This is a genomic window from Vibrio sp. Vb1026 (assembly GCF_033338745.1).
Taxonomy (GTDB): Bacteria; Pseudomonadota; Gammaproteobacteria; order Enterobacterales; family Vibrionaceae; genus Vibrio; species Vibrio alginolyticus.
Genome location: NZ_JAWOTH010000007.1, coordinates 97,497 through 115,671, shown reverse-complemented (window position 1 = coordinate 115,671; position 18,175 = coordinate 97,497). Strand labels below are relative to the sequence as shown.

Annotated in this window: 15 protein-coding genes; 8 read left to right on the top strand and 7 right to left on the bottom strand. The window is 44.3% G+C overall.

The genetic code is table 11. The features are described from left to right. The first annotated feature begins 17 nt into the window (after positions 1 to 17). Together ftsZ and lpxC are read left to right on the top strand one after the other, a co-directional pair. Complete coding sequence (gene ftsZ, locus R7E47_RS12890) at positions 18 to 1,256, top strand: cell division protein FtsZ (protein WP_017633617.1); 1,239 nt, start codon at positions 18 to 20, stop codon at positions 1,254 to 1,256. 101 nt (positions 1,257 to 1,357) lie between these two features. Next, positions 1,358 to 2,275 carry a UDP-3-O-acyl-N-acetylglucosamine deacetylase gene (lpxC, locus tag R7E47_RS12885; RefSeq protein WP_005381871.1) on the top strand — a complete coding sequence of 306 codons (918 nt, stop codon included), beginning with the start codon at positions 1,358 to 1,360 and terminating at the stop codon, positions 2,273 to 2,275. A 113-nt stretch (positions 2,276 to 2,388) separates the two neighbouring features. On the opposite strand, the gene R7E47_RS12880 is transcribed toward lpxC, so the two are convergent. After that, positions 2,389 to 2,847 (bottom strand): DUF721 domain-containing protein, encoded by a 459-nt coding sequence (locus R7E47_RS12880; protein WP_033906094.1) that lies wholly within the window; start codon positions 2,845 to 2,847, stop codon positions 2,389 to 2,391. A 407-nt stretch (positions 2,848 to 3,254) separates the two neighbouring features. Here R7E47_RS12880 and secA point away from each other — a divergent pair, with 407 nt between their 5' ends. The 5 genes from secA (at position 3,255) to carB (ending at position 12,329) form a co-directional block, all read left to right on the top strand. Continuing rightward, the gene (gene secA, locus R7E47_RS12875) at positions 3,255 to 5,984 is read left to right on the top strand and encodes a preprotein translocase subunit SecA (RefSeq protein WP_047102008.1); all 2,730 of its coding nucleotides are present in this window, start codon (positions 3,255 to 3,257) and stop codon (positions 5,982 to 5,984) included. A 155-nt stretch (positions 5,985 to 6,139) separates the two neighbouring features. Further along, positions 6,140 to 6,538, top strand: a complete 399-nt coding sequence (mutT, locus tag R7E47_RS12870) for an 8-oxo-dGTP diphosphatase MutT (RefSeq protein WP_005387387.1) — start codon at positions 6,140 to 6,142, stop codon at positions 6,536 to 6,538. Between the two features lie 110 nt (positions 6,539 to 6,648). Further along, positions 6,649 to 7,458, top strand: a complete 810-nt coding sequence (dapB, locus tag R7E47_RS12865) for a 4-hydroxy-tetrahydrodipicolinate reductase (protein ID WP_005381860.1) — start codon at positions 6,649 to 6,651, stop codon at positions 7,456 to 7,458. Positions 7,459 to 7,939: 481 nt separating this feature from the next. Further along, positions 7,940 to 9,079 carry a glutamine-hydrolyzing carbamoyl-phosphate synthase small subunit gene (gene carA / locus R7E47_RS12860; protein ID WP_318084333.1) on the top strand — a complete coding sequence of 380 codons (1,140 nt, stop codon included), beginning with the start codon at positions 7,940 to 7,942 and terminating at the stop codon, positions 9,077 to 9,079. A gap of 16 nt (positions 9,080 to 9,095) precedes the next feature. Continuing rightward, entirely contained in the window at positions 9,096 to 12,329 is a 3,234-nt protein-coding gene (gene carB / locus R7E47_RS12855; protein ID WP_318084332.1) for a carbamoyl-phosphate synthase large subunit, read from the top strand. Between the two features lie 75 nt (positions 12,330 to 12,404). Here carB and R7E47_RS12850 read toward each other — a convergent pair whose 3' ends face one another. Together R7E47_RS12850 and R7E47_RS12845 are read right to left on the bottom strand one after the other, a co-directional pair. After that, entirely contained in the window at positions 12,405 to 12,824 is a 420-nt protein-coding gene (locus R7E47_RS12850; protein ID WP_198556779.1) for a hypothetical protein, read from the bottom strand. Continuing rightward, on the bottom strand, positions 12,814 to 13,728 hold the full coding sequence (locus tag R7E47_RS12845) for a hypothetical protein (RefSeq protein ID WP_318084331.1): 915 nt from the start codon (positions 13,726 to 13,728) through the stop codon (positions 12,814 to 12,816). Before R7E47_RS12845 ends, R7E47_RS12850 begins: the two co-directional genes overlap by 11 nt. 249 nt (positions 13,729 to 13,977) lie before the next feature. On the opposite strand from R7E47_RS12845, the gene R7E47_RS12840 reads away from it, so the two are divergent. Continuing rightward, positions 13,978 to 14,757: a TSUP family transporter gene (locus R7E47_RS12840; protein ID WP_047102014.1), complete on the top strand. Its 780-nt coding sequence runs from the start codon at positions 13,978 to 13,980 to the stop codon at positions 14,755 to 14,757. Here R7E47_RS12840 and R7E47_RS12835 read toward each other — a convergent pair. The 4 genes from R7E47_RS12835 to R7E47_RS12820 form a co-directional block, all read right to left on the bottom strand. Then, positions 14,699 to 15,553, bottom strand: coding sequence for a LysR family transcriptional regulator (locus R7E47_RS12835; protein WP_017821479.1), 855 nt, complete (start codon positions 15,551 to 15,553; stop codon positions 14,699 to 14,701). The genes R7E47_RS12840 and R7E47_RS12835 overlap by 59 nt on opposite strands. A gap of 128 nt (positions 15,554 to 15,681) precedes the next feature. Further along, on the bottom strand, positions 15,682 to 16,302 hold the full coding sequence (locus R7E47_RS12830; RefSeq protein WP_005387377.1) for a TRIC cation channel family protein: 621 nt from the start codon (positions 16,300 to 16,302) through the stop codon (positions 15,682 to 15,684). 69 nt (positions 16,303 to 16,371) lie between these two features. Next, complete coding sequence (gene btuF, locus R7E47_RS12825; protein WP_054574277.1) at positions 16,372 to 17,211, bottom strand: vitamin B12 ABC transporter substrate-binding protein BtuF; 840 nt, start codon at positions 17,209 to 17,211, stop codon at positions 16,372 to 16,374. Next, a complete protein-coding gene (locus R7E47_RS12820) occupies positions 17,211 to 18,164 on the bottom strand; it encodes a cobalamin biosynthesis family protein (RefSeq protein ID WP_318084330.1) in 954 nt (317 codons plus the stop codon). Before R7E47_RS12820 ends, btuF begins: the two co-directional genes overlap by 1 nt. Between the last annotated feature and the right edge of the window lie 11 nt (positions 18,165 to 18,175).

The window sequence follows — 18,175 nt, the reverse complement described above, 5'->3', positions numbered from 1 at the left end:
ATAAACGGAGACAACACATGTTTGAACCGATGATGGAAATGTCTGACGATGCAGTAATCAAGGTCGTTGGGGTTGGTGGCGGCGGTGGTAACGCCGTTGAACACATGGTGCGTGAATCCATCGAAGGTGTGGAATTCATCAGCGTCAACACTGATGCGCAAGCACTTCGTAAGACAAGCGTTGGCAATGTTATTCAGATCGGTGGTGATATCACTAAAGGTCTGGGTGCAGGTGCTAATCCACAGGTTGGCCGTGACGCAGCTCTCGAAGACAGAGATCGAATTAAAGATTCCCTGACTGGCGCCGATATGGTGTTTATCGCAGCTGGTATGGGTGGCGGTACCGGTACTGGTGCAGCGCCTGTTATTGCTGAAGTGGCTAAAGAGCTTGGCATTCTAACAGTAGCGGTAGTAACTAAACCGTTTAGTTTTGAAGGTAAAAAGCGTTTGGCATTTGCTGAGCAAGGTATCGATGAGCTCTCTAAGCATGTTGACTCTTTGATCACGATTCCAAACGAAAAGCTACTTAAAGTACTTGGTCGTGGTGTAACACTACTAGAAGCTTTTGCAAGCGCTAACGATGTTCTTAAGAATGCCGTTCAAGGTATTGCTGAGCTAATTACTCGCCCTGGCATGATCAACGTCGACTTTGCGGACGTAAGAACAGTAATGTCTGAAATGGGTCACGCAATGATGGGTAGCGGCATCGCCAAAGGTGAAGACCGTGCTGAAGAAGCGGCTGAAATGGCAATTTCTAGCCCACTTCTGGAAGACATCGATCTAGCGGGCGCTCGTGGTGTTCTTGTCAATATTACTGCTGGTCTGGATATGCGTCTTGACGAGTTTGAGACGGTTGGTAATACAGTGAAGGCATTCGCTTCTGACAATGCGACTGTTGTTATCGGTACTTCTCTAGACCCTGATATGACTGACGAAATCCGCGTAACAGTTGTAGCGACAGGTATTGGTAATGAGAAAAAGCCAGATATCACGCTAGTTGCGGGTGGTAAAGCTAAAGTGGCACCGACGCCGCAAGCTCAACCACAGCAACAAGCAGCGGCAACGCAAGCTGAAGAAAAACCGGCACAGACTTTGCAGAATAATCAAGTGCAAGAGAAGCCACAGGTAACTCCTCAGCCGACAAACACTGCTCCTTCTTCTCCAGCTTCGTCGAGCCAAAGTTCTGCGGCTCCAAAGCAAGAAAAGGAAAGTGGTTATTTAGATATACCGGCATTTTTGCGTCGTCAGGCTGATTAATCTTTAACCCATAAATTTGACATGGCTCAAAATTATGGTAGCATTCACGGTCGACGTTACAGACGGCCGTGTTTTGTAGCAAATTTTTGAGAGGCAAGCAGATGATCAGACAACGTACTCTGAAAGAAATAGTGAAAACAACTGGTGTGGGTCTCCACTCTGGTCGTAAAGTCACACTTACTCTGCGCCCGGCTGCTGCAAATACAGGTATCATTTACCGTCGTACAGATGTAAATCCACCTGTAGATTTTCCAGCTGATCCAGCTTCGGTTCGTGACACCATGCTTTGTACTGCATTGGTAAACGATGAAGGTGTGCGTATTTCAACTGTTGAGCACTTGAATGCGGCACTTGCTGGTATGGGCATCGATAACATTGTTGTCGAAGTAGACGCACCTGAAATTCCGATCATGGATGGTAGTGCAAGCCCATTTGTATACTTGCTACAACAAGCAGGTATCGAAACGCAAAATGCGCCAAAACGCTTCATCCGTATCAAAAAGCCAGTTCGTTTTGAAGATGGTGATAAATGGGCAGAATTTGTACCATTTAACGGCTTCCGTATGGACTTCGAAATTGAGTTTAATCACCCAGCGATTGAATCAGACGAGCAACGTTTGCTGTTTGATTTCTCGTCAAAAGGCTTTGTTCGTGAGATTTCTCGAGCACGTACGTTTGGCTTTATGCGTGATATCGAATATCTACAATCTCAAAACCTAGTTTTGGGTGGTAGTTTTGACAATGCTATCGTTTTGGATGATTACCGTATTCTTAATGAAGAAGGTCTACGCTTTGAAAATGAGTTTGTGACTCACAAAGTGTTGGATGCGATTGGTGACCTTTACATGTGTGGCCACCCAATCATTGGTGAATTCCGTGCCTTTAAATCTGGCCACGGTTTAAATAACCAACTGTTACGTGCTGTTCTTGCAGATCAGGAAGCGTGGGAGTGGACTACATTCGAAGAAGAAGTCGGCTCACCAGTAGCATTCGCAGAACCAAATATGGTGCTTGCGTAAAGACTTGGCATTAGAATTAATAAAAAACCAGGCTTATGCCTGGTTTTTTGCTATTTGGCTTTAGTCCTGGATTTATCAATAACATTCAAGCTTTCAGCATATTGAAATAACGTTCACTTACGATCTTCCTTTTCTGCCATATCGGCTAATCGTTTTAAACGCTCTTGAATTTTCGGTGGCGCCATGTCGGCAATCGTCATTAATGACTTTGCTGCAGATTCTGTTAGTGGTGGACGCTTAGGTCTGTCGTCTTGTTGAAAGCGGTTTCGATATAGTGAAGGATTGATCCTCACTTCAACGCTCATCAGCTTGGCAAAGCCTTGAGTACGAAGTTTATTTAGGATCATGAGGCGATCGTAATCGATCTTCATTTTGATCGCGGCACTAGAGACATCGATCAATAGATGGCCGTTACGAACATTCGCTACTCGGCAATGATCGGCCGTCCCCGTGGGTAAGACCTCTTGCAAAGCTTGGTTAAGCTGTAAGATTTCTCCAGCATGTTCTTGAATCTGCTTGAACTGTGACTCAGCAATAACATCTTCAGTCGAGGTTGGACGGTGATCACGCATAGGTAAAATCTAATTTTGTTGAGATATAGCTATTCTAGAGCAGCTTTCTATCAAGGTATAGTTTACATTAACGTCTTTAGCTTCAGTTTTACAATGTAGCAAGGTAAAAAGCAAAGTTTGCTCTGGATGGATTACACATATTGCGGTATGCAATATCGGCTAATCAGTCACCACTTTAAGTAAAAACTTCAGAGTGCTTCAAACAAATACGTCTATTTATGGTTGTATCGATTAAAAATCCTTACACTAAGCCACATTGTTTCAAAACTTAGCCTTGAAATATGGATGTTTGAACTCAATATCTTTGATAAATGATTTATCTCAGTATTCTTAGTTCCAAACTGGCAGAGACTGAAGGCATTATGAGTAGATCGGGAACGGTCTGAATAAAGAGAGATTCACGAAAAATGATAACTAAGCTACTGACAAAAGTGATTGGCAGTCGCAACGACCGAACACTGCGCCGCCTTAGAAAAATTGTAAAAGAAATTAATAACTATGAGCCAACATTCGAGGCTCTAAGTGATGAAGAGTTAAAAGCAAAGACGGTTGAATTCCGTGAGCGCCTAGAGAAGGGTGAAACTCTTGATAAACTACTTCCAGAAGCTTTTGCTACGGTTCGTGAAGCATCTAAGCGTGTCTACGGTATGCGCCACTTCGACGTCCAGCTTATCGGCGGTATGGTTCTAAATGCGGGTCAAATCGCGGAAATGCGTACGGGTGAAGGTAAAACGCTGACGGCAACGCTTCCTGCTTACCTAAATGCCCTAGCTGGTAAAGGCGTTCATATTGTAACAGTGAACGATTATCTAGCTAAACGTGATGCAGAGACAAACCGCCCTCTATTTGAATTTTTAGGTATGACTGTTGGCGTAAACGTGCCAAACATGCCTCCTCAAGAGAAAAAAGAAGCGTACCAAGCTGACATCTTGTACGGAACGAACAATGAATTTGGTTTTGACTACCTTCGTGACAATATGGCCTTCCGTAGCGAAGACCGTGTACAGCGTGATCGCTTCTTTGCAGTTGTCGATGAGGTGGACTCAATCCTAATTGATGAAGCTCGTACTCCTTTGATCATTTCTGGTCCTGCTGAAGATAGCTCTGAGCTATACACCCGAATCAACCTTTTGATCCCGCATCTTAAAAAGCAAGACAAAGAAGACTCTGAAGAATATCGTGGTGATGGTCACTACACTGTTGATGAGAAATCAAAGCAAGTATACCTCACAGAAACGGGCCAAGAGTACGTTGAAGAACTGTTGGTGAAAAATGGTCTTATGGAAGAGGGTGACACACTTTACTCTCCGACTAACATCAGCATGTTACATCACGTGAATGCCGCTTTGCGTGCTCATGTGTTGTTTGAGCGCAACGTTGATTACATCGTTACTGACGAAGGTGAAGTAGTAATTGTTGATGAACATACTGGTCGTACAATGCCAGGTCGTCGTTGGTCTGAAGGTCTTCACCAAGCAGTAGAAGCGAAAGAAGGCGTTAAGATTCAAAACGAAAACCAAACTTTGGCTTCGATTACCTTCCAGAACTACTTCCGCTTATACGAAAAACTGTCTGGTATGACAGGTACTGCGGATACTGAAGCGTTTGAGTTCCAATCTATTTATGGCTTGGAAACGGTGGTTATCCCAACCAACAAACCAATGATTCGTAACGATATGCCGGATGTGGTGTACCGTACCGAAGCTGAGAAGTTTGCTGCAATCATTGAAGATATCAAAGAGCGCGTTGCGAAAGGTCAGCCAACATTGGTTGGTACAGTATCGATTGAAAAATCAGAACTTCTTTCTAACGCATTGAAGAAAGCGAAGATCAAACACAACGTACTGAATGCGAAATTCCATGAAAAGGAAGCGGAAATTGTTGCTGAAGCGGGTATGCCTGGTGCGGTAACTATCGCGACCAACATGGCCGGTCGTGGTACGGACATTGTGCTTGGCGGTAGTTGGCAATCAAAAGTGGAAGCTTTGGAGAACCCAACTCAAGAACAAATCGATGCGATTAAAGCAGAGTGGAAAGTGGTACATGATCAAGTACTAGATGCTGGTGGTCTACACATCATTGGTACTGAGCGCCACGAATCTCGCCGTATTGATAACCAGCTACGTGGTCGTTCTGGTCGTCAAGGAGATGCGGGTTCATCTCGCTTCTACCTATCTATGGAAGACTCTTTGTTACGTATTTTCACTTCTGATCGTATGGCGAGCCTTATCCAAAGTGGTATGGAAGAAGGTGAAGCAATTGAATCGAAAATGCTTTCTCGCTCAATTGAAAAAGCACAGCGTAAAGTGGAAGGTCGTAACTTTGATATCCGTAAGCAGCTACTAGAATACGATGATGTGGCGAACGATCAGCGTAAGGTTGTCTACGAGCTGCGCGACGAATTGATGAACGTTGAAGACATCAGCGGTATGATCGAGCAAAACCGTGAAGATGTGCTAACAGCGGTTATTGATGAGTACATCCCGCCACAATCACTAGAAGATATGTGGGACGTTGAAGGTCTGCAAGAGCGCTTGAAAGCAGACTTCGATCTTGATGCGCCAGTGAAGCAATGGCTTGAAGAAGACGATAAGCTTTACGAAGAGGCGCTACGCGAGAAGATCATCAATCTAGCCGTTGAAGTGTATAAAGAGAAAGAGGAAGTGGTGGGTGCGCAAGTGCTTCGTAACTTCGAGAAATCGGTTATGCTTCAAACTCTGGATACGCTTTGGAAAGAGCACTTGGCAGCAATGGATCACTTGCGTCAGGGTATTCACTTACGCGGCTATGCGCAGAAGAACCCGAAACAGGAATACAAGCGTGAATCGTTTGAACTGTTTGAAGGTCTACTAGAAGCGCTGAAAACTGATGTGATTACTGTTCTATCTCGCGTTCGAGTCCAGCAACAAGAAGAAGTTGAACGTATGGAAGAGCAACGTCGTGCGCAAGCTGAAGAGGCCGCTCGTCGTGCTCAAGCGCAACACGCAGCAGCACAAAACCCTCTTTCTGAAGGTGAAGAATCTGAAGAAGGCTCAAGTCAGCCAATGGTACGTGATGAACGTAAAGTAGGTCGCAATGAGCCTTGCCCTTGTGGTAGTGGTAAGAAGTATAAACAGTGCCACGGCAAGATCGACTAACGTATTAGTCAGATAATTTTTTAAAGAGTCGCCTAGGCGGCTCTTTTTTTAAGCAAATTCTGTGGCTGTCGAATTTCATAAGTTTTGATAGCATCGGATAGTTTTAGAGATGCAAAGACCGTTGAAGTGTAACGGCTTGAGAGTTAGGAACCCCTATGAAAAGAATTCACATAGTCGCGGCTATTATTTTTAACCAAGACAAATCAAAAATTTTTATTACAAAGCGTCCAGACGATAAGCATAAAGGCGGGTTTTGGGAGTTTCCCGGCGGGAAAGTCGAGTCAGGAGAAAGTATTGAACATGCTCTAGCAAGAGAACTTGAAGAAGAAGTAGGAATTGAAGTTACTGAGCAAGCCCTTTTCGAGCATTTGGAATATGACTATCCAGACAAATCACTTAAGTTTGATTTTATTACGGTATCTAAGTTCAGTAATGAGCCTTACGGCCGAGAAGGTCAAGAAGGTCGCTGGGTTGAGATAAGAGAATTGGGTAACTATGCCTTTCCTGAAGCGAACGTGCCTATCTTGGAGCGTGTCGTAAAAGAGTTCGCTTAAGCCTGATGAACTTGCTTGTGGTAACCACGGTATGTTGTTAGTTTAAACAGATTAAGCGAAACGAGAGAACGAGAGCAAACCTCGTTATCCAGAGAAGGAGAGAAAGCGCAATGGTTCGTATTGCAATCGCAGGAGCAGCAGGCCGAATGGGCCGTAATTTGGTTAAAGCTTCACACCTTAACCCAGAGGCGACAGTGAGCGCGGGATCAGAACGACCTGAGTCCTCACTTGTCGGTGTCGATATCGGTGAACTTTGTGGTGAAGGCAAATTCGATGTGTTCTTAACGGATGATCTTGCTAAAGACGTCGATAATTTTGATGTAATCATCGATTTTACTGCCCCAGTAAGTACGTTGGCGAATCTTGAACTGTGTAAGAAGCATGGAAAGAGTATTGTGATTGGGACGACTGGTTTCAGTGATGCAGAGCGTGAACTGATTGACGAAGCCGCTAAGCAAGTGCCTGTTGTCATGGCTCCTAACTACTCTGTTGGTGTGAACCTAGTATTTAAGCTTCTTGAGAAAGCAGCCAAAGTGATGGGCGACTACTGTGATGTTGAGATTGTCGAAGCACATCATCGTCATAAAGTTGATGCTCCTTCTGGTACCGCTATCGGGATGGGCGAAGCCATTGCTGGTGCGATGGGCAACAAGCTGAATGATGTAGCTGTCTATGCGCGAGAAGGTATCACAGGTGAACGTACTAAAGATGAGATCGGCTTTGCTACAATTCGCGCTGGCGATATTGTCGGTGAGCACACAGCCATGTTTGCTGATATTGGGGAACGAGTGGAGATAACGCACAAAGCGACCGATCGTATGACGTTTGCTAATGGCGCCGTCAAGGCCGCTGTTTGGTTGAGTGCCAAACCAGCGGGCTTTTATACCATGACAGATGTTTTGGGATTGAATGAACTCTAAATACATAATTATTCGCCGGCGGTAGCCGGCTTTTTTATATCTATAGAATTATTTGTAAATGAAATGATTCTAACAGAAAGTATTTTGGTGCTTACTTTTGTTGTTGTTTTGGTTGTTTTGTGGGTGTTTTGGGTTTTGATGTCTAAAAACTAATGTCTTTTCTGTTGGGTGAACGTTTGCGTGAAAAACTCATACTTTTTTGTGATCTCTAAAAAGTTCAAATTTGTAAAATTCATTAAACCTCTATGCCTCTCTATGTAATAGCATGTAAAAGTTATCTTTTTGGGCCTTACTGATTCAAAATGACCTTACTCGCTAGAAATTAATCATTTATTTTTGATTGTAGGTTGACAGGTTTCGAGTCCAACTTTAGAATACCGCCAATTTGTCTGAAATACCTATTTATGTAGATTTTATAGGTAAAGGAAGGCATGTTTGCAGTTTGATTTATTTTTTTTGCATTTTTATTCTGGAGGTTGTCTTGGGTAAATTAGCACTGTTGGTCCTAGAAGATGGGACAGTGTTCCGCGGAGTGTCCATAGGGGCAGATGGTCTTTCCGTTGGTGAAGTCGTTTTTAATACCTCGATGACGGGGTATCAAGAAATCCTCACTGATCCTTCCTATTCTCAGCAAATCGTCACTCTCACTTATCCTCACATTGGCAATACCGGAACCACTTCCGAAGATGAAGAATCCTCTTCCATTCATGCACAAGGCCTTGTGATTCGCGATCTTCCTCTAATCGCTTCTAACTTCCGTAACGAACAATCCCTCTCTGATTATCTTAAGTCGAAAAATATCGTTGGCATCGCTGATATCGATACTCGTAAGCTCACTCGTATCCTGCGTGAAAAAGGTGCTCAAAACGGCTGTATTGTTGCGGGCAACAACCTAGACGAAGCTTTGGCACTAGCGAAAGCAAAAGAATTCCCAGGCTTAAAAGGAATGGACCTTGCGAAAGAAGTTACAACAAAAGAAGCGTATCAATGGAAGCAAGGTTCGTGGACGCTTGAAGGTGGACTTCCAGAGGCGAAAGATGACAGCGAGCTGCCATACCACGTTGTCGCTTACGACTTCGGCGCAAAACGCAACATCTTACGAATGTTGGTTGACCGCGGCTGCCGCTTAACGGTTGTACCTGCAGAAACGTCAGCGGAAGAAGTTCTGGCACTAAATCCAGATGGCGTATTCTTATCGAACGGCCCTGGTGACCCAGAACCATGTACTTACGCGATTGAAGCAACCAAAGTGTTCCTAGAAAAAGGCCTACCAATTTTTGGTATTTGTCTAGGTCACCAAATTCTGGCGCTAGCATCAGGTGCGCAAACGGTGAAAATGAAGTTTGGTCACCACGGTGCAAACCACCCAGTAAAAGATTTAGAGCGTAACGTTGTGATGATCACTTCGCAAAACCACGGCTTTGCGGCAGATGAAGCAACATTACCGGAAAACTTACGTGCTACTCACGTATCGCTATTTGATGGCTCTTTGCAGGGTATCCACCGCACAGACAAGCCAGCATTTAGCTTTCAAGGTCACCCAGAAGCGAGCCCTGGTCCACATGACGCGGCACCGCTATTTGACCACTTTATCGAACTAATCAAAAAACACAGCGCTTAATTCGGAGTAGTAGATAATGCCAAAACGTACTGACATTCAAAGTATTCTAATTCTTGGTGCTGGTCCGATTGTTATCGGTCAGGCATGTGAGTTTGACTACTCTGGCGCACAAGCGTGTAAAGCTCTTCGCGAAGAAGGCTACCGAGTTATCCTGGTTAACTCTAACCCAGCAACGATTATGACTGACCCAGAGATGGCAGATGCGACTTACATCGAGCCGATTCAGTGGGAAGTGGTACGCAAGATCATCGAGAAAGAACGCCCAGACGCGGTACTGCCAACTATGGGTGGTCAGACAGCACTTAACTGTGCGTTAGATTTAGAGAAGCACGGCGTTCTCGCAGAGTTTGGCGTAGAGATGATTGGTGCAACGGCTGATGCAATCGACAAAGCGGAAGACCGTTCTCGTTTTGATAAAGCGATGAAGTCTATCGGCCTTGAGTGTCCTCGCGCTGATACAGCGAAGAGCATGGAAGAAGCTTACAAAGTTTTAGATATGGTTGGCTTCCCTTGTATCATCCGTCCATCGTTCACCATGGGTGGCACTGGTGGTGGTATCGCGTACAACAAAGAAGAGTTCGAAGAAATCTGTCGTCGTGGTCTGGACTTATCTCCGACCAACGAACTTCTTATCGATGAGTCGCTAATCGGTTGGAAAGAGTACGAAATGGAAGTCGTTCGTGACAAAGCGGACAACTGTATCATCGTATGTTCAATCGAGAACTTTGACCCAATGGGTATCCATACGGGCGACTCAATCACGGTTGCTCCAGCGCAAACACTGACTGACAAAGAATACCAGCTTATGCGTAATGCATCGCTAGCCGTTCTACGTGAGATTGGTGTTGAAACAGGTGGTTCAAACGTACAGTTTGGTATCAACCCGAAAGATGGTCGTATGGTCATCATCGAGATGAACCCACGTGTATCTCGCTCTTCTGCGCTAGCATCAAAAGCAACAGGCTTCCCAATCGCGAAAATTGCCGCGAAACTGGCTGTTGGCTTTACGCTAGACGAACTACAAAACGACATCACAGGTGGTGCAACACCTGCGTCATTTGAACCAACTATCGACTACGTCGTAACTAAGATCCCTCGCTTTAACTTCGAGAAATTTGTTGGTGCAAACGATCGTCTGACAACTCAGATGAAATCGGTTGGTGAGGTAATGGCGATTGGTCGTAACCAACAAGAATCTCTTCACAAAGCACTGCGTGGCCTAGAAGTTGGCGCAACTGGTTTTGATGAGATGGTCGATCTGGAAGCGCCAGATGCACTGACTAAGATTCGTCACGAACTTAAAGAAGCAGGTGCAGAGCGTATCTGGTACATCGCCGATGCATTCCGAGCGGGTATGTCAGTCGACGGTGTGTTCAACTTGACTCAAATCGACCGCTGGTTCCTGGTTCAAATCGAAGAAATTGTAAAACTCGAAGAACAAGTCAAGGCGGGCGGCTACGCAGGTTTGACCAAAGAAGTGCTTCGTCAGATGAAACGCAAAGGCTTCTCTGATGCTCGCTTGTCTAAATTGCTTGGTGTCGCTGAAAGTGAAATTCGCCGTGCTCGTGAGCAGTTTGATATTCATCCGGTTTACAAACGTGTGGATACATGTGCAGCAGAGTTTTCTTCTGACACGGCTTACATGTACTCATCTTACGATGAAGAATGTGAAGCAAACCCAACAGACAAAGATAAGATCATGGTTCTTGGTGGCGGTCCAAACCGTATCGGCCAAGGTATTGAATTCGATTACTGTTGTGTTCATGCATCACTTGCGCTGCGTGAAGACGGTTACGAAACCATTATGGTTAACTGTAACCCAGAAACGGTATCTACTGACTACGATACGTCTGATCGTCTGTACTTCGAACCAGTAACTCTGGAAGATGTACTGTCTATCGCTCGCGTTGAAAAACCAAAAGGTGTGATTGTTCAGTACGGTGGTCAAACGCCACTTAAACTGGCTCGTGCTCTAGAAGCGGCTGGTGTGCCAATCATTGGTACTAGCCCAGATGCTATCGACCGTGCGGAAGACCGTGAACGCTTCCAAGCCGCTGTTGACCGTTTAGGTCTACTTCAGCCAGAAAACGCGACAGTAACAACGATGGAGCAAGCGGTTGAGAAATCGAAAGAAATTGGCTTCCCATTAGTTGTTCGTCCATCTTATGTACTCGGTGGTCGTGCGATGGAAATCGTATACGATGAGCAAGACCTGCGTCGCTACTTCAACGAAGCAGTAAGCGTATCGAACGAGTCTCCAGTTCTGCTAGACCGTTTCTTGGATGATGCAACCGAAGTTGATATTGATGCTATCTGTGACGGTGAACGCGTCGTTATCGGCGGTATCATGGAGCACATCGAACAAGCGGGTGTTCACTCTGGTGACTCTGCATGTTCACTGCCTGCATACACGCTAAGTCAGGAAATTCAAGACAAGATGCGTGAGCAAGTTGAGAAGTTAGCATTCGAACTCGGTGTACGCGGTTTGATGAACACGCAGTTTGCTGTGAAAGACAACGACGTTTATCTAATTGAAGTGAACCCTCGTGCTGCTCGTACGGTACCATTCGTATCGAAAGCGACAGGCGCTCCTCTAGCGAAAATCGCTGCACGTGTAATGGCGGGTCAATCTCTAGAGTCACAAGGCTTTACTAAAGAGATTATCCCTCCTTACTACTCAGTGAAAGAAGTGGTTCTGCCGTTCAACAAATTCCCTGGTGTTGACCCTCTATTGGGCCCTGAAATGCGCTCAACAGGTGAAGTAATGGGTGTGGGTGCAACGTTCGCAGAAGCTTACGCGAAAGCAGAGCTAGGTTGTGGTGCGGTTTATCCTGAAGGTGGTCGTGCGCTACTGTCTGTACGTGAAGGTGATAAAGAGCGTGTTGTTGACCTAGCTTCTAAGTTAGTGAAACTGGGTTACCAGTTGGATGCGACACACGGTACTGCTGTAATTCTGGGCGAAGCGGGTATTAACCCACGTTTGGTAAACAAAGTACACGAAGGTCGTCCACACATTCTTGACCGCATCAAGAACAACGAATACACCTACATCGTAAACACGGCTTCTGGTCGTCAAGCGATTGAAGATTCGAAAGTTCTACGCCGCGGTGCACTGGCAGAAAAAGTGAACTACACAACGACACTGAATGCAGCGTTCGCTACATGTATGTCTCATACTGCAGACGCAAAAGCGTCAGTAACTTCGGTTCAAGAGTTACACGCTAAAGTGAAAGCGAGTCTAGTCGCGTAACAGATAAAAATCAGTAAGCTCATTAATCAGGGCTTGCATGACAACCTCATTGCCCGCTCATTTGAGCGGGCTTTTTTATATCGAGGTTTTTCTAAAATGAAGAGCATTAAAGTGTGCTAGGAACGATTGGTATGCTTCGCTTTTGAAGATCATTAAGCTAATGATGGCAAGCAATGTACCCAAAGATGAAGGAATAGTACTACCATTTGCTACAACAAAATTAATGCTGCAAGTGAGAATGATAAAAGAGATAGTAAGTAAGTTTATTTTTGCAGCAATACTTAATCCTTTGTTTATTGTCAGAATGTTTGGAATGCATACAACAACAACCGTAATAGCTCCCAATGTAAGAAGGTAAGTATCTAGAGCAATGTGTTGAGTGAAAGAAAACCAGTCATTCCAAATGCTCAAGCTAATAGCCAGACCAATAGTCAATGCCAAGTATAAACATATACTTAGTGAGATGTTTGCTATGCTAATTGATTTAGTATTCAACTTTCAATTCCTCATAGATTCCAATAGCAAGATTTCTTAACTCTCCCGAATAACCGCTTCCTACTATGCTAATTGAGCCTCCAATTGCATCTAGAAGCTGATGAGAAATGGATGCGGATATTGTTGCTTGTGAATACCTCTTAGGAATTTCTCCTGACAACATTAGCTGTTTACGAGCTTTATTCGAAATGCTCGGAAGGTTTTTACGGATGATTTCTTTAGTTAATCTTGTTCTTTCTTGTCTGTTTAAGCCTTTTAGAATTTCGGGAACGCCTTTCTTAGTGGTTTGCTTAAGAGATTGAACCATTTTTATCGTTTGATATCCACTAGCGCCCGCTCCAGCTAAGGAGATGTAATCTAAAGCTTTAGTTGTATTTTGATACCACTCATTACTGTCTATATCCGATAATTTGTCTGGTGATTTAGATACCATACGGGTTCTTGCTACTCCAATAGCACATTGAGCTGTGGCAGCAACAGTAGCGGCGTGTGAGATATAGGACATAGTTACGCCCACAGGACCACTTACTGGTATTGTTAGCCCCGAACCAACTACTCCAATCCAGCCAATTGCTGCACCAATACAGCTAATGCTCGCTGATAGAAGCTCTTGATTGAATCTTGATTTTGATTCTTCCTGTTTTATTTTTTTTGCAAATTCTTGAGATGATTGTAATTTTATCGGTTCTCGTAGAATGATAAATGTAGGATTGATATGGCATGTGGATTTAAAGTCTCTTAAGCGTACAACGGTGAATTTGTTATCAATATAAATTACACCCGCACCGCTAGTCTCTGGTTTAGCGTCAATAACGTTGAATAGCTGATTAATATTCACTATCTGTTCGATTTTTAAGCGTAATTGCTGTTCTTTTATTGATGCTCGAGTCAGTAAGGCTTCCATTATTTTCGTTTTTTATCAGATTAAATATTTCCTATTAAGACAGCATTTTCTTTTTCTATCAAAATATTAAGAGGCTCTTGAGGTGAGGCTCTATATTTGGATGTAATTGATATTTTTAATGTATCATTCTCTAGATTTATTAACTGATGAAAATTAGGAATAGATTGGTGTCTTGACTTTCCATTGGTAGTTTTGTGAATAAGTGCTACCGTTTCTTCCTCTTTGATACCTCTTCAAAAAGGAAGTGTAGTGGAAATCACGGTTGAGATTTTGTTGGCCTTATTTTTGGTTGCGACTGCCGCAGGCTTTATTGATGCGATGGCTGGTGGGGGAGGGCTCATTACACTCCCTGCGCTTTTGGCTGCGGGGTTAAGTCCGACTCAAGCTCTAGCAACCAATAAGTTACAAAGTTCGTTTGGCAGTTTCTCTGCTAGCTGGTATTTCGTGCGTAACGGTATTGTCAGCCTAAAGGAAATGCGTTTCGCGATACTCTGTACTTTTATTGGTGCAGCGATCGGTGCCGAGGCTGTTCAGTTTATTGATGCTAGCGTACTCACCAGTTTGATCCCTGTTCTTTTGATAGCCATTTCCCTCTATTTTTTACTCGCGCCAAGTACGCGAAAAATCGATGGAGAACCAAAGTTATCTGAAGCGATGTTTGCGCTATACATTGGTGGCGGGATCGGTTTCTATGATGGCTTTTTTGGCCCTGGGACTGGATCTATTTTTACTGTTTGTTTTGTTGCACTAGGTCACTTTTCTTTGGTCGAAGCCACTGCTAGAACCAAAATTCTCAATTTCACGTCAAACATTGCGGCACTACTCTTTTTTATCTTCGCTGGGTTGCCCGTGTGGAAGCTTGGCTTAACCATGGCTGTTGGCGGTTTTCTTGGTGCTCAGTTAGGAGCGAAGGTCGTGGTAAGTAAAGGACAAAAATGGATTCGTCCTCTAGTTATAGTGATGTCGATGCTTATGGCAACGAAACTTCTTTGGCAACAACATCAGCAATGGATTCTGTCAGTGCTTTAACTCGTTCGCTACGATATGTGCTGTGACGTAAGCAGATATGTATTGGTCGAACTAACTGATCTAGCTCTTCAAAGTCATAGCAGAACTTAGATGTGATATTAAGTGTCGTTAGGATAGATTTAGGGATTAAAGCGGGAGCCATACCTCCCAAAGCCAGTTGTGCTGCCGCAGTATACGAATCCATTTCCATCAAAGGTTCGATTCCGTGTTTGGATAAAATAGCTTGTTGATATGTGTTGGCAGGGTTAGTTAGGTCATTGGTCAAAATAGCTTTAGGTAGTTGTGAAAGTGAATGTCGACTGACAATTGAGAAAGGTTCATCGGCGAGGTGAAGGCTCATTAATCCATGATGAGGTGGTAGATAGCCAGCGCAAAATCCCAATGTTGCTTTGCCTGATTTCACATTCTCAATAATGCGTGGCGTATGATTGGTCGATATTCGTATGTACTGATCATGGGCAAAGTGTTCTGCCATGATCATGCTGAGGTATCCAGCGACTAAGGTTTCAGAGCAGTCTATCTTGATCAAAGAAGTATCTTCTATTTGTTGTTGATCATAGATCTGACCTCTTAACTCATTGAACGTTGGCTCGATCGTGTTGATGAGCGCAAGGCCATCGGAGGTCAGCTTTATGTGCCGACCATTTGGCTCTATTAATTTTTTTCCTAACTTCTTCTCTAGATTTGAAATACGTTTACTCACGGCAGATTGACTAATATAGAGTTGACTGCCCGTGCGGCTCATGGTTTTTTCTTTACTGAGGACAAGTAACGTTTCAATACCTTCAAGCAACATAATGATTAATGAAAGTTAGGAATGGTTGAGATAATTTAGCGAATTGCCCAAGAATTGGCGAATCAAATGAGCATAAATGAGAGGAGCCGACACTTGGTCGACTCCATGATGAGTGATGTTGTTGGTGTTTAACGGTTAATGGCGAAAGTTGGCAGGGATAGATGCCAACGAATCGCACCGAGACGTATAATGAGCGTTGAGATTACACCAGCGAGTAAAGCCGTTGAGTGGTCATAACCCATGTTTACCGCCATCGTATGGAAGATGCCGCCAATAATACATGCCGTAGCATAGACTTCACTTCTTAATACCATAGGAACTTCGCGAGCCAGCACGTCTCGTATAATGCCACCGCCACAGCCAGTAATAACCCCCATTATCACCGCGACCATCCCAGAAGCATTGTAGGCGAGTGCCTTTTCTACTCCTATTCCTACAAATACAGCGAGACCGATGGCATCACAAACGGGTAATACCCACCATGAGAGTCGCTTGGGTCTTCGAATAACAAGCATGGTTAGTAGACACGTAACAAATATCACCCATAAGTAAGTCGTATCTGTTATCCAAAATACGGGAGTGGCACCAAGCGCCATGTCTCGGATTGTTCCGCCACCTATAGCAGTCACACTGCCGAGCACGATAACGCCGAATGGATCCATTTTTAAACGGCCCGCCAGTAATACGCCAGAGATAGCGAAAACAGCGGTACCGAACAAATCGATCATATAAAGCAGCATGGAGTCCATGTTACTTAGTACCTTTAAATAGTGTGAGAAAAAATGGGCGGAAATTGTACGGTATTTGCCACGAAATCGTTAGCGTTTTTGACGAACGCTTTTAAAGTGCTCACACACTTCCTTGATCGCGTTCAATGTGCGTGGTGTCGGACGGTTAATCCAATCAGAGTTTAGGGACCAGATGTGTTTGTTTTTAAGGGCAAGAAGCTCATTACTCCACTCAGCCCACATACCATCGTTACTCATTGCGTGACGAGAAGTAAAAATAACCTCTGGCTGGCGAGTAATGACTTGCTCGATGCTAACTTGAGGATAAGGCGCGCTAGATGCGGCGAAAATGTTCTCACCACCGCAAAAAGTAAAGACTTCACTTGGCCAGTTCTTTCCGGCGACAGTGATGATAGGCTTTTCACTCAACTGATAAAAGTAACTAACTTTCTCGTTCGTGTTGTACTGTTCTTTTAGTGTACTCAGTTGCGTTCTAAAATCTTCAGCGGCCTTTTTTCCTACTTGTGGAGTTTCGCTGTATTGGCTGAGTTGCTCGATATTATTGGCGATATCTTCTAATGAACCTGTAGTGGAGTAATAGATAGGAATACCGAACTGTTTAATTTTCTCCAACTCTTTAGCGGGGTTTCCGGCTGGCCAAGCAATCACTAAGTCCGGCTGAAGAGCAATAATGCGCTCTAATTTAATTCCTTGATAATTTGAGACTCTTTCTAGCTGCTTTGCCTGTTCTGGATAATCGCTCATTTCGCTGACAGCAACAAGCTGCTCTCCTAGCCCTGCTGCAAAGGCAATTTCGGTGGCATGTGGAGCTAAACTTATAATGCGTTGAGCGGGTTGAGCGGGTTGAGCGGGTTGAGCGAAGGTCGCTGTCGAAACAAACAGCGTTAATGCGAAGCATAATTTATTCATCATAATCCTTGATAAATTATTCCTAAAAACAAACTTTGGATTGCGATCCAAGCCAGGACGCGCCAAACGAGCAGCGTATGTATTTGTGAAAGGTGAATAGCCGATGGCGCAATGCGCCCACCGATTTTTGCGCGCTCTGCACGCACACCTTGATAGATAGCAGGGCCGCATAAAGACAGTTGTAGTTTGTGTCCGATAGTACATAACACCCAGCTAGGTCCTGGTAAGGGCCAAGACTTCGCTTGCTGTTGTATTCCAGAGAGCACATTACTTGTATTCTTTCCGGCAGCTAAAAGTATGGCAAAGAGACGAAGTGGAATAATATCCAGAGTAGCAACCAGTTGAATCACAGGTTTACCAAAGGGCAAATATTGGCGTCGGCTAGGGGACCACACTCGCGCTAATTCTGTTGTGAGTCGATACATTAACGCACCAATACCACCTGTTAGTGCGTACCAAAATAGCACGCCGATCACGTTGCGGCTGTATCCCATAATCAGGGTTTCTGAGCCAGCTTTACCTATGCCAACGATCGAGAGGCTACCAGTATCGCGATTAAGATATGGTCTCAGTAATGCTCGACACTGAGCTTTGTCTTCCGAAGAGATACTTGTGACGAGCTGTTTCGTTAACGTTTCGCTGTTGCGCCAGTCTAGCGCAATGATCAATAGAACCAGTTCATATAAAGGGATTTGCCAAACAAATGGCTTTACTGCAATCAGTAATATCAAGCAAGGAAACAGCATCAAGCCTAGTGCAAGACTGCCTGAGATTACACTCTGTGAGTAATTGTGATTATTGTTCACTTTGTTGGCTAGCTGTTCTGCTAGCTTTCGCCATAAAGTGATGGGGTGCGCTGAATGGGGGATTGGCACTAGAAGGTGCAAGATCAGTGCGCCCCACATTATAAGGAGCGCACCGTTGGCATAAAATGACTGAAAAACTTCTTCCATGAATGAGTCGT

Bases quoted from the DNA above. Each gene is read 5' to 3' on its own strand.
- R7E47_RS12845 (WP_318084331.1), bottom strand. From the start codon at position 13,728: ATGGAAGCCTTACTGACTCGAGCATCAATAAAAGAACAGCAATTACGC.
- R7E47_RS12835 (WP_017821479.1), bottom strand. From the start codon at position 15,553: ATGTTGCTTGAAGGTATTGAAACGTTACTTGTCCTCAGTAAAGAAAAA.
- R7E47_RS12820 (WP_318084330.1), bottom strand. From the start codon at position 18,164: ATGGAAGAAGTTTTTCAGTCATTTTATGCCAACGGTGCGCTCCTTATA.
- secA (WP_047102008.1), top strand. From the start codon at position 3,255: ATGATAACTAAGCTACTGACAAAAGTGATTGGCAGTCGCAACGACCGA.
- btuF (WP_054574277.1), bottom strand. From the start codon at position 17,211: ATGAATAAATTATGCTTCGCATTAACGCTGTTTGTTTCGACAGCGACC.
- R7E47_RS12830 (WP_005387377.1), bottom strand. From the start codon at position 16,302: ATGGACTCCATGCTGCTTTATATGATCGATTTGTTCGGTACCGCTGTT.
- ftsZ (WP_017633617.1), top strand. From the start codon at position 18: ATGTTTGAACCGATGATGGAAATGTCTGACGATGCAGTAATCAAGGTC.
- dapB (WP_005381860.1), top strand. From the start codon at position 6,649: ATGGTTCGTATTGCAATCGCAGGAGCAGCAGGCCGAATGGGCCGTAAT.
- mutT (WP_005387387.1), top strand. From the start codon at position 6,140: ATGAAAAGAATTCACATAGTCGCGGCTATTATTTTTAACCAAGACAAA.
- R7E47_RS12880 (WP_033906094.1), bottom strand. From the start codon at position 2,847: ATGCGTGATCACCGTCCAACCTCGACTGAAGATGTTATTGCTGAGTCA.
- lpxC (WP_005381871.1), top strand. From the start codon at position 1,358: ATGATCAGACAACGTACTCTGAAAGAAATAGTGAAAACAACTGGTGTG.
- carB (WP_318084332.1), top strand. From the start codon at position 9,096: ATGCCAAAACGTACTGACATTCAAAGTATTCTAATTCTTGGTGCTGGT.